This is a genomic window from Deinococcus rhizophilus (assembly GCF_030271215.1).
Taxonomy (GTDB): domain Bacteria; phylum Deinococcota; class Deinococci; order Deinococcales; family Deinococcaceae; genus Deinococcus; species Deinococcus rhizophilus.
Map to the genome: position 1 here is coordinate 1 of NZ_JASNGB010000103.1, position 10662 is coordinate 10662.

Sequence of the window (10662 nt, forward strand, 5' to 3'; positions counted from 1 at the left end):
CCGGATCACGCCCCGGCTGGACGAGGCGCTGCGCGGGGCCGTCGCCGCGCACCCCGCCCCTACCCCTGCTCCCGACCGTCTCCACGTCCTCGTCCGCACCCCGGAACAACTGGACGCCGCGCTGGAAGCCCACCCCGACTCCATTACGCTTGATTACCTCGAGCTCTACGGCCTCAAACCCAGCGTCGAGCGCGTCAAGGCGGCCGGGATTCCCGTCCGGGTCGCCAGCCCGCGCATCCTCAAGCCCACCGAGCAGAACCTCCAGAAGTTCCTGCTGTCGCTGGGGGCCGACCTGCTGGTGCGCTCCGGCGGGTTGCTGGAAGGCTTGCAGGGCACCCCGGACCTCCCCGCGCTCACGGGCGACTTCAGCCTCAACGCCGCCAACGTCCTGACCACCCGCGCCCTGCTGGACCTCGGCCTGGCGCGGGTCACGCCCACCCATGACCTCAACGCCCGGCAGATCACCGACCTCGCCGGACTCGTCAGCCCGGAGCGGCTGGAGGTCATCGCCTACGGCCACCTCCCGGTCTTTCACACTGAGCACTGCGTCTTCTGCCGCTTCCTGTCGGACGGTACCGACTACACCAACTGCGGCCATCCCTGCGAGTCGCACCGGGTTGCTCTGCGCGACGAGCGCGGGCGGCTGCACCCCGTCCTGGCCGACGTGGGCTGCCGCAACACGGTCTTCGAGGGACGGCCCCAGGTCGCGGGGGGGCACCTGGGCACCTGGCGGGCGGCGGGCCTGCGCGACTTCCGGCTGGAATTCGTCCACGAGTCCCCGGCCGAGGTGCGCGAGGTGACCCTGGCCCACCGCGCCTACCTCGCGGGCGAGCTGGACGCGGCGGCGCTGGCGGCCCGCCTGCACGCCCTCTCCGACGCGGGCACCACCGAGGGCAGCCTCCTCGTGCCGCCCGGCTTCGAGGGCCTGACCACGCTGCCGATGCTCTGAGGGCGCGGGCGTTCAGCCTCCCCGCACCTCCCCGTCCACGTACACCCACGCCTCCCCGACCCGCGCGAACTGGCTGTGCTCGCGCATCCGGCCCATGCGCCCGCCCGCCCGGAAGGTGGCGGTGAATTCCACCCCGTCTCCCTCGGCCCGGTGAATGGTCAGGCCGGCATAGCGGGTATCGTCCGCCTCCAGATTCAGGTCGGCCGGGCAGGTGTCGGGGTGCCAGGTGCGCCGCACGTAGTCGGTGTCGCGCAGACAGTAGGCCGTATACCGCGAGCGCATCAGCGCCTCCGGCGTCTCGGCGGGCCGCTCGCCCGTGTGCCGGGGACCGCAGCACACGCCGTAACTGCGCCCCGAACCGCAGGGGCAGGGCTTCAGGGCCGGGGTGGGGAGGGGAGACATGGCGGGCAGCATAGACTGACCCCCGATGCCCCTGCACGCCCCCGCCATCACCTCCCTGCACAACCCGCACGTCAAGCGGCTGGTGCGCTTACGCAACCGCCGCGACCGCGACCGCGAAGGCGTCATCCTGATCGAGGGTGCCCGCGAACTCGCCCGCGCCGCCGCCGCTGGAGTGGAGTTCCACACCCTCTCCCTCTGCCCCGCGCTCTACAGCCCGGAAGCGCAGGAGGTGGCCCCCACCCTTCCCGGCCCCCGCCTCGAACTCTCCCGCGAGGCGTTCGAGAAGGTCAGCGGCCGCGAGAACCCCGACGGTCTGCTGGCGGTCGCCCCCCGGCCTGCCCGCCCGCTGCCCGTCCCCGGCCCCGACACCCTGCTGCTGGTCCTGCACAGCCTGGAAAAGCCCGGCAACCTCGGCGCGATCCTCCGCACGGCAGACGCGGCGGGCGTGGGCGGCGTCCTGATCCTGGGCGGCACGGACCTCTACTCGCCCGGCGTGATCCGCGCCTCGCAGGGCAGCGTCTTTACCGTGCCCGTCACGGCCCTTCCCGAAGCCGAGGCGCAGGTCTACCTCGCCCGGTACGCCTTTACCCGCGTCGCCTGCACCCCCGACGCCCCCCGCGACTACTGGGACGCGCCGCTGACGGGCCAGGTGGCCCTGGTGCTGGGGGCCGAGCACGCCGGACTGCCCCCCGAGTGGCGCACCTCCGACCTCCCCGTTCGCATCCCCATGCACGGGGAAGCCGACAGCCTCAACGTGGCGACGGCGGCGGCCCTGGTGCTGTACGAGGCCATGCGCCAGCGCCGCTAGGCCATCTGGCGGAGGGGTCACGCTCGGCGCCCCTCTGCTAGCCTCCCCCCATGACCACAGCCCAAAGGAAGGCGGCCCTGCCCGCCCGCGCCGACGTTCCCCGCGAGCAGACCTGGGATATCGAGGCCCTCTTCGCCACTCCCGAGAGCTGGGAGGCCGAAGCCGAGGCGTTGCCCGCGGCCATCGACGCCCTGAGCACCCACGCCGGAAAACTCGGCGGCGGCCCCGACGCCCTCGCTGCCTACCTGCGCGAGTCGGACGACGTGGAACTGCGCCTCGCCCGCTTCTTCTCCTACGCGAGCATGGGGGCCAGTGTGGACGGCCGCGACGCCGAGGCCGCCGCCCGCCGCGACCGTGCCAGCACGGTTGCCGCCCGCTACGGCAGCGCGACCGCCTTCGCCCGCCCTGAACTCCTCGCGCTTGACGAGGCGACCGTCCGCGGGTGGCTGACCCGCCCCGACCTCACCGACTACGCGGTGCGCCTGGAGCGGCTGTGGCGCTCGCGCCCGCACGTCCGCTCGGCGGAGGTGGAAGAACTCCTCGGCGCGGTGCAGGCCCCCTTCGCCTCCGAGCGCGGCATCCACCCTGCCCTCGCCAACATGGACCTGCGCTTCGGGACAGCCGGGGGTGAACCCGTCACCCAGGGCAACGTGGACCGCCTGACCAGTGGCCCAGACCGCGAGGTTCGCCGCGAGGCCTGGGAGAACTACGCCGACGCCCACCTCGGCGTGCGGCACTCGCAGGCGGCGATGTACGCCACCCACGTCCGCCAGAACGTCTTTCTGGCCCGCGCCCGCCGCTACCCCGACGCGATCACGTCCTTCCTCGCGCCCGACAACATCCCGACCGGCGTCGTGACCACCCTGCTGGACACCTACCGCGCCCACACCCCCACCTGGCACCGCTACTGGCGCGTGCGCCGCGAGTGGCTGGGCCTCCCCGAACTGCGCGAGTACGACGTGAAGGCCGCCCTGGTCGAACCCCGCGCCGTCTCCTACGGGCAGGCCGTGGACTGGATCGAGGAAGGCATGGCGCCCCTCGGCGGCGAGTACCTGCGCGACATGCGCCCCGGCCTCACCACCGAGCGCTGGGTGGACTACGCCGAGAACGACGGCAAACGCCAGGGCGCGTATTCCAACGGTGGCGGGCGGGTCAAGCCCTACATCTTCATGACCTGGAACGGCACCATGAGCAGCTATTCCACCCTGGCCCACGAGATCGGCCACTCCATGCACTCGCTGCTCTCCCAGCGCGAGCATTCCTACGCCGTGCCCCGCTACACCCTCTTCCACGCCGAGGTCGCCAGCAACTTCAACCAGGCGATGGTGCGCCAGCATCTGCTGAAACAGGCCCGCGGGTCCGGCGACACCGACTTCGAGGTGCAGATCATCGAGGAGGCCCTCGCCAACTTCCACCGCTACTTCTTCATCATGCCGACGCTGGCCGCCTTCGAGCTGGAAGCCTACCGCCGTATCGAGGCGGGCGGCACGCTGAGCGCTCCCGACCTGATCGCCCTGACCGCCGACCTGCTCTCCCAGGGCTACGGCGACGGCGTGGGGATGGACCGCGAACGCTCCGGCATCCTCTGGGCGCAGTTCTCCACCCACCTGTACGCCAACTTCTACGCCTACCAGTACGCGACCGGCATCAGCGCCGCCCACCAGATTCTGGAGCAGTTCAGCGCCGACCCCGAGGCCGCCCGCGAGCGCTATCTCGCCTTCCTGAAGTCCGGCGGCCGCCTCGACCCCATCGACGCGCTGAAGGAGGCGGGGGTGGACATGCTCAGCCCCGAGCCCGTGGAAGCCACCTTCCGCACGCTGGCGGGCTACGTGGACCGCCTGGAGGAGCTGCTGGCAGAGCGCAGGAGGAACTGAGCCGAGCTGGGCAGGACGCGGAGGCCAATGATCGCCTCCGCGTCTCCCTGTAGCTGCAAGGCTAGGGCTGGCAGGGCGGACAAAATTTTCACGACCAAGCTCATCGTGAAACTCTTCACTTGTAGATCTCGAAGAGAGGCGGGGAGATCCCCGCCCGTCCATCCTTACGCCTGAGGCTGCTGAACCTGCATCCCCTGGGGCGCGAAGCCTTCCAGCGCGGCGTAATCGTCCTGGAAGTGCATCAGGACGCCGCCGAACAGGGTGTCGAAGGTCTCCTGGGGCATCTCGGCCAGGGTGGGATAGAAGCCCACGTACTCCAGCCAGACGTTGCCGTCCGCGTCGATGGAGCGCGAAAAGGCCCGCTCGCGGTTGCGGTCGTTGAGCATGACCATCACTTCCTGGCGGCGGTCGGCGTAGCCCTTCTGGGTCACGCAGGTGACTTCCAGGCGGCTGGTGTTGTTGGGGCCGTCGTTGACGGACACCAGCACGGCGGCGTCACCCATCTCGAAGCGCCAGCCCATGCGGATGAAGCGCTGGCCGCCCTGATCCTCGATGTCGAGCTGGACTTCCTTGTCGCGCAGGTACTTGGCGAGCGTGTCCAGCGTGAGAAGTGCGGTTTCCATGGTCATTTGAAACTCCTCCTGTGGGGCAAACCCGGCGCAGATTCTAACATCCGCTGTCCGGGCAAGCCGCTGTTTACCCCGGCAGCGCTTCCCTGGGCGTGTGGCTCAGCACCTCGTACCCGTCCTGCGTGACGAGCACGAGGTCCTCGATGCGGACGCCCCCCACCCCCGGCAGGTAGGCGCCCGGCTCCACCGTGATCACCATGCCGGGGGCCAACACGTCCTCGCTCGCGGCGCGCAGCCCCGGCCCCTCGTGGATGTTCAGGCCCACGCCGTGCCCCAGCGAGTGCGCGAACGCCTCGGCCAGCCCGTGCCGCTCCAGAATGCCGCGTGCCAGCGCGTCGAGGTCGGCGGCCCGCACGCCCGGTTTCACGGCGGCGACGGCGGCTTCCTCTGCCTCCAGCACGGCCCCGTAAACGCGCCGCATCTCGTCCGACGGTCGGCCCACCGCCACCGTCCGCGTCATGTCGGAGTGGTAGCCCCGCACCCGCGCCCCGAAGTCGACCGTCACGAGGTCGCCCTCCTCGATCACCCGCTCACTCGCCACCCCGTGCGGCATCGCCCCGCGCGGCCCGCTCGCCACGATCACGTTGAAGCCGACCTCGGCCCCCGCGCGGCGCAGGCCGGTTTCCAGTTCCAGCGCCACGTCGAGTTCGCGCACACCCGCCCGGATCATCGGGCGCACCCCGGCGAACACCCGGTCGGCCAGCGCCTGCGCCTCCCGGATCGCCTCCACCTCCTCCGGCGTCTTGAGGAGCCGCAGCCTCTCCACCAGCCCGCGCGTCGGCACCAGATCGGCCTCCCCCCAGTGCTCGCGCAGGGCCTCCAAACCCGCGACCGTCAGGTGCTCGGCCTCGAAGCCCACCCGCGCGCCGCGTACCCGCTCCGCCGCGTCCTGGTACGTCTCCGGGGGCCGCGCGATGTGCTGCTCGATGCGCGACTCCTCCCCCGCCTGCACCGTGTAGCGCCCGTCGGTGTACAGCACCGCTCCCTCCGGCGTGACCAGTACCTTGCCGTCCTTGCCGCTGGAAAAGCCGCTCACCGCCCGCACGTTGGCCGGATCGCTCACCCACAGGGCGTCCACCCCGGCCTGCCCCATCGCCGCCCGCAGTTGCTCGAGTTGTGTCATCGGCGGGCACGGTAACACACGGGGTGCCGGGAAAGAATGGGAAAGAACAGGCCGCTCTCCTGTGTCCATGCTCTGGCGGATGCTGATCTTCGCTGGACTGTTCTGGCTGGGCGCCGGGTTTGCCCACGCTCCTCGACCGGGGCCGGGACGCACGGGCCGGCTTCTGCTGGGCCTCATGGGAGGAACGGTGCTGCTGGTGCTCACCCACGGCCTCTCCGCCGGGCTCCCGGTCACGCCCGGCGACTGAGCCCCTGTCCTGAGCCCCTGTCCTGAACCACTGTCCTGAACCACTGTCCCCCCCACGGGGACAAGGTGCCGGGCTCACGCTGGCGCGGCTTATACTCCGTGATCGGGACAAAAGACAGGCCACGCACTGGCCGGAGCCACCCCCAAGGAGGAACAGCGTCGTGAAACTTCACGAGTATCAGGGCAAGGAACTGCTGCGCCGGTTCGGCGTGAACGTGCAGGAGGGCAAGGTGGCCTACACCCCCGACGAGGTGCGGCAGATCGCCCGCGAGTACGGGCAGCCGGTCGTCGTCAAGGCGCAGGTCCACGTCGGCGGACGCGGCAAGGCGGGCGGCGTGAAGTTCAGCCCCGACATCGACAAGGCCTTCAAGAACGGCGAGAAGATCCTGGGGATGGACATCAAGGGCCTCACCGTCAAGAAGGTCCTCGTCACCAGGGCCGTCGACATCGACGCGGGCACCGAGTACTACGTCGGCATGATCGTCGACCGCAACGTGCAGAGCTACACCCTGATGGCCTCGGCCGAGGGCGGCATGGAGATCGAGGAAGTCGCCGAAGCCACCCCCGAGAAGATCATCAAGCACCGCGTCGATCCGGTCACCGGCCTGCGCCCCTTCGAGGCGCGGGAAGTCGCGATCAAGGCGGGCTTCAGGGGCAACCTGAACAAGATCGCCGACATGATGGTCAAGATGAGTGAGGCGGCCCTGAAGATGGACGCCGTGCTGGTCGAGATCAACCCACTGTTCGTGGACGCCGACGGCACGCCGCTCGCCCTCGACACCAAGTTCGAGATCGACGACAACGCGATGTACCGCCACAAGGACCTCTCCGACTGGCGCGAGCTGGAAGCCGAGCACCCCCTCGAGATCGAGGCCAGCAAGTACGGCTTCGCCTACGTCAAGCTCGACGACGGCAATGTCGGCGTGCTGGGCAACGGCGCGGGCATCGTGATGACCTCGCTCGACGTGGTCAACCGCGCCGGGGCCAAGCCCGCCAACTTCCTCGACATCGGCGGCGGCGCCAAGGCCGAGATCGTGTACAACGCGGTCAAGCTGGTCTCCAAGGACCCCGACGTCAAGTCGATCTTCATCAACATCTTCGGCGGCATCACCCGCGCCGACGAGGTCGCCAAGGGCGTGATTCAGGCGCTCGAAGAAGGCATCCTGACCAAGCCGGTGCGGATGCGCATCGCCGGGACCGCCGAGGACGAGGCCAAGGCGCTGCTCGCCCAGGTGAACAGCCCCCTGATCCAGATGTACCCCACCATGTTCGAGGCCGCCGACGAGGCTGCCCGCGAGGCCAACGCTGCGGAGGGCAAATAATGGGCATTCTCGTTGACAGGAACTCCAAGGTCATCGTCCAGGGCATGACCGGGCGCGAGGGCGCCAGCCACTCCCGCGCCATGCGCGACTTCGGCACCCAGGTGGTGGCGGGCGTGACCCCCGGCAAGGGCGGCACCGACTTCGAGGGCTGGCCCGTCTACAACTCGGTCGAGGAAGCCAAGGGCGCGACCGGCGCCAACGTCTCCATCATCTTCGTGCCGCCCGCCGGGGCCGCCGACGCCGTGCTGGAAGCCGCCCACGCCGGGATGCCCCTGATCGTGCTGATCACCGAGGGCGTGCCCACCGTGGACATGATGCGGGCCGTGCAGGAGGTCAAGGATCTCGACGCGCAGAGCCGCGCGGCGGGCGGCCCGGGCGTGCGCCTGATCGGGGGCAACTGCCCCGGCCTCGTGACCAACGGCGAGGCCAAGGTGGGCATCATGCCCAACCGCATCTACGAGAAGCCCGGCCGCATCGGCCTGATCAGCCGCTCCGGCACGCTGACCTACGAGGCCGCCAAGCTGCTCAACGACGCCGGGATGGGCACCTCCACGACCGTCGGCATCGGCGGCGACCCGGTGATCGGTACGACCTTCGCGGACGTGCTCCCCATGTTCGAGGCCGACCCGGACACCGACGCCGTGGTCGTGATCGGTGAGATCGGCGGCGCCGACGAGGAAGCCGCCGCCGAGTACATCGCGCAGAATATGAAGAAGCCCGTCGTGGCCTTCATCTCGGGCCGCTCGGCCCCCGCGGGCAAGCGCATGGGCCACGCGGGCGCGATCATCATGGGCAACGTCGGTACCCCGGAAAGCAAGCTCGCGGCCTTCGCCGCCGCGAACGTGCCGGTGGCCGACACCATGCCCGAGATCATCGACCTCGTCAAGAAGGCGCTGAACGTCACCGCCTGAAGTTCAGGGCGGCAACAGGAGAGAGGAGGCTCCGGCTTCCTCTCCCTTTTTCTTGGGGCCTTCGGTAACCCAGCGTCACATCGCCGTCAGGCCCGTGCGTAGACTGGGGGCATGAACGCTCGCCTGTTCGCCCTCGCTGCCCTGCTGCTGGGGACGGCGCCAGCGCTCACCGTCACGGGAAGCGTGGTGGGGGCCGTGGCGGGCGATACCCGCGTGAGCGGCTGGGCGGTGAGTCCCTCGGGGCAACCGGTCGAGGAGCTGGTCAGCGTCCCGGTGACGGGAAGCGCTTTCCGGCTGGAGATTCCCACCGCTCCCCCGACCTTCCGTGCCCAGACCGCGCTGAGTTCCCGGAACGTCGCCTGGCCCGGCGTCCTCGATCCGGTCAGCGTGAGCGCCGGGCCCCAGACGGCGGAACTCAAGTTCTTCACCTACCGCGACCTCAACCGCAGCGGCCAGCGCGACGAGGGCGAACCGCTGCGTGAAGTGAGCCTGGACACCGGCCGCGGCTCCCTGTTCGTGGTCTGGGTGGGCAGTGACGTGACGGTCCGGGCCAGCCGGGGCTACGCGGTCAGCCTCCGGCGCGGCTGGAACGCCTTCGAGGTCGAGGTGGGGCGGGCCGTCCGCATCGCCCCCTTCACCGAGGGTGTGGCCCGCGTGACGCTGGAACTCGGCCGCTGACGCCCACCCTGGGCCGCCGAACCTCAAGTGAACCTTCCCGCATGGGCAACAAAAATTTCACGACCAGACGTATCGTGAAATTATTCACTTATAACCTTCCCCGTTCCGCTCAGTCCTGCACCGTCCGGGCGTAGGCGCTGAGATAGCGGGGGACGATGCGCCCGGGGTGAAAGCGGGTCAGGGCCGCCTCCCGCGCGGCGCTTCCCATGCGCCGGTAGAGGGCTGGATCGCGCAGGATACGCAGGGCCGCGTGGGCCATCGCGTCCACGTCGCCGACCGGGGCCAACAGGCCGGTCACGCCGTCCTCGACCACCTCGGGAATACCGCCCGCGCGGGCCGCGACAACCGGGACCTCGCAGCTCATGGCTTCCAGCGCCGCGAGGCCGAAGCTCTCGTTGGTGCTGGGCAGCAAGAAGAGGTCACTGATGCCCAGCACGCCCTCCACGTCGGGAAAGGAGCCCAGGAAATGGGTGCGGCCGATCACGCCGAGTTGCCCGGCAAGCTCGAAGGCGCGGGGCCGTTCGGGGCCGTCCCCCACCATCAGCAGCCGGGCCGAAATCTCGCCCGCCACCCGCGCGAACACCTGCACCACGTCCTCCACCCGTTTCACCGGCCGGAAGTTGCTGATATGGACGATCAGGGCCTCTTCCGGGTGGGCGAAGCGGGCCCGCAGGGCCGGGTCGGTGACCCGCACGAAGCGCCCGGCGTCCACGAAGTTGTGGATGACCTCGATCTCGCGGGTGGTGCCGAACACCTCGCGGGTCTGGTCGGCCAGGAACTGCGACACCGCCGTCACGTGGTCGCTGCGCTCGATCGCGTCGCGGGTGGTGTGCCGGAAGGCAGGTTCGGCCCCCACCAGGGTCACGTCCGTGCCGTGCAGGGTGGTCAGCACCCGGCTGCGCCCGGTGATCTCGCGGGCGTGGATCGCCGCCGAGGCGTGCGGAATCGCGTAGTGCGCGTGCGTGAGGCTGACTCCATGTTCCAGAATCACCTCGGTCAGCGTATTGGTGGCGGCCAGTTCGGGGTAGGGCTGGTCGAACAGCGCGTAGGCGAAGCCCCCGACCTGATGAAAGTACGGCCCCCGCAGTCCGCGCTGACCCGCCAGCCGGAAGGGAACCGCCGAGCCGACAAAATGCACCTCGCGCCCGGCCGCCGCCACCATCAGCCCCAGTTCGGTCGCCACCACGCCGGACCCACCCGCTCCGGTGTGGCACAGCACGGCTATCTTGTCGGGTCGTTCCATAGAGTGCGGAGTATAGGGCGCGGCGCCGGGGCTGACCCGGCTGTGATGAAACGGTGTGACCCGCCCCAGTACGCTGGCCCGACCATGCTTGCCGTCGTGACGGATTCCACCTGTGACCTCGCCCCCCAGACGGCCCGGCACCTCGGCCTGCACGTGGTCCCGCTGCGGGTCGTGCTGGGCGGGCGGACCCTGCTGGACTGGCAGGACATCGACCCCGACGCCGTGTACGACCACCAGCGCTCCGGCGGGCAGGTGGGCACCGAACCCGCCCCCCAGGCCGCCTTCGAGCGCGTCTACCGCGAACTGCTCGCCACCCACGACGGGGTGCTCAGCCTGCACATCAGCGGGCACCTCTCGGCCACCGCCGCGCACGCCCGGCAGGCCGCGCAGGCGCTGGGGGCGGGGGACCGCATTCACGTGCTCGACAGCGGTTTCGCCTCCCTGCCGCTGGCCGACGCGGCCCTCGCCGCGCGGGAA

12 protein-coding genes are annotated in these 10662 nt (G+C 70.2%); 8 read left to right on the forward strand and 4 right to left on the reverse strand.

From position 1 onward, the window contains the following. On the forward strand, positions 1–949 hold a 949-nt coding region (locus tag QOL99_RS11090; RefSeq protein WP_285523850.1), incomplete at its 5' end, for a U32 family peptidase. A 12-nt stretch (positions 950–961) separates the two neighbouring features. Here QOL99_RS11090 and QOL99_RS11095 read toward each other — a convergent pair. Further along, positions 962–1351, reverse strand: a complete 390-nt coding sequence (locus QOL99_RS11095) for a YchJ family protein (protein WP_285523852.1) — start codon at positions 1349–1351, stop codon at positions 962–964. 25 nt (positions 1352–1376) lie between these two features. Here QOL99_RS11095 and QOL99_RS11100 point away from each other — a divergent pair, with 25 nt between their 5' ends. Together QOL99_RS11100 and pepF are read left to right on the forward strand one after the other, a co-directional pair. Continuing rightward, positions 1377–2159 carry a TrmH family RNA methyltransferase gene (locus tag QOL99_RS11100; protein ID WP_285523854.1) on the forward strand — a complete coding sequence of 261 codons (783 nt, stop codon included), beginning with the start codon at positions 1377–1379 and terminating at the stop codon, positions 2157–2159. Between the two features lie 50 nt (positions 2160–2209). Continuing rightward, positions 2210–4033, forward strand: a complete 1824-nt coding sequence (pepF, locus tag QOL99_RS11105; RefSeq protein ID WP_285523855.1) for an oligoendopeptidase F — start codon at positions 2210–2212, stop codon at positions 4031–4033. Positions 4034–4197: 164 nt separating this feature from the next. Here pepF and QOL99_RS11110 read toward each other — a convergent pair whose 3' ends face one another. Next, a complete protein-coding gene (locus QOL99_RS11110) occupies positions 4198–4662 on the reverse strand; it encodes a YbjN domain-containing protein (protein ID WP_285523856.1) in 465 nt (154 codons plus the stop codon). Between the two features lie 67 nt (positions 4663–4729). Then, on the reverse strand, positions 4730–5785 hold the full coding sequence (locus tag QOL99_RS11115) for a M24 family metallopeptidase (protein WP_285523857.1): 1056 nt from the start codon (positions 5783–5785) through the stop codon (positions 4730–4732). A 67-nt stretch (positions 5786–5852) separates the two neighbouring features. Between QOL99_RS11115 and QOL99_RS11120 the strand changes: the two genes are divergently transcribed. From QOL99_RS11120 to QOL99_RS11135, 4 genes are all read left to right on the forward strand, one after another. Continuing rightward, entirely contained in the window at positions 5853–6032 is a 180-nt protein-coding gene (locus QOL99_RS11120) for a hypothetical protein (RefSeq protein WP_285523859.1), read from the forward strand. 160 nt (positions 6033–6192) lie between these two features. After that, positions 6193–7353 carry an ADP-forming succinate--CoA ligase subunit beta gene (gene sucC, locus QOL99_RS11125; protein ID WP_285523860.1) on the forward strand — a complete coding sequence of 387 codons (1161 nt, stop codon included), beginning with the start codon at positions 6193–6195 and terminating at the stop codon, positions 7351–7353. Further along, positions 7353–8264: a succinate--CoA ligase subunit alpha gene (sucD, locus tag QOL99_RS11130; protein WP_285523862.1), complete on the forward strand. Its 912-nt coding sequence runs from the start codon at positions 7353–7355 to the stop codon at positions 8262–8264. Before sucC ends, sucD begins: the two co-directional genes overlap by 1 nt. Positions 8265–8375: 111 nt before the next feature. Next, positions 8376–8942, forward strand: coding sequence for a hypothetical protein (locus QOL99_RS11135; protein WP_285523864.1), 567 nt, complete (start codon positions 8376–8378; stop codon positions 8940–8942). Between the two features lie 109 nt (positions 8943–9051). Here the strand turns inward: QOL99_RS11135 and bshA are convergent, their stop codons facing one another. Next, positions 9052–10185: an N-acetyl-alpha-D-glucosaminyl L-malate synthase BshA gene (gene bshA, locus QOL99_RS11140; protein WP_285523865.1), complete on the reverse strand. Its 1134-nt coding sequence runs from the start codon at positions 10183–10185 to the stop codon at positions 9052–9054. An 84-nt stretch (positions 10186–10269) separates the two neighbouring features. On the opposite strand from bshA, the gene QOL99_RS11145 reads away from it, so the two are divergent. Then, positions 10270–10662: DegV family protein (locus QOL99_RS11145; RefSeq protein WP_285523867.1), on the forward strand; the 393-nt coding region annotated here is incomplete at its 3' end.

Bases quoted from the DNA above. Each gene is read 5' to 3' on its own strand.
- QOL99_RS11095 (WP_285523852.1), bottom strand. From the start codon at position 1,351: ATGTCTCCCCTCCCCACCCCGGCCCTGAAGCCCTGCCCCTGCGGTTCG.
- QOL99_RS11100 (WP_285523854.1), top strand. From the start codon at position 1,377: ATGCCCCTGCACGCCCCCGCCATCACCTCCCTGCACAACCCGCACGTC.
- pepF (WP_285523855.1), top strand. From the start codon at position 2,210: ATGACCACAGCCCAAAGGAAGGCGGCCCTGCCCGCCCGCGCCGACGTT.
- QOL99_RS11110 (WP_285523856.1), bottom strand. From the start codon at position 4,662: ATGACCATGGAAACCGCACTTCTCACGCTGGACACGCTCGCCAAGTAC.
- QOL99_RS11115 (WP_285523857.1), bottom strand. From the start codon at position 5,785: ATGACACAACTCGAGCAACTGCGGGCGGCGATGGGGCAGGCCGGGGTG.
- QOL99_RS11120 (WP_285523859.1), top strand. From the start codon at position 5,853: ATGCTCTGGCGGATGCTGATCTTCGCTGGACTGTTCTGGCTGGGCGCC.
- sucD (WP_285523862.1), top strand. From the start codon at position 7,353: ATGGGCATTCTCGTTGACAGGAACTCCAAGGTCATCGTCCAGGGCATG.
- QOL99_RS11135 (WP_285523864.1), top strand. From the start codon at position 8,376: ATGAACGCTCGCCTGTTCGCCCTCGCTGCCCTGCTGCTGGGGACGGCG.
- bshA (WP_285523865.1), bottom strand. From the start codon at position 10,185: ATGGAACGACCCGACAAGATAGCCGTGCTGTGCCACACCGGAGCGGGT.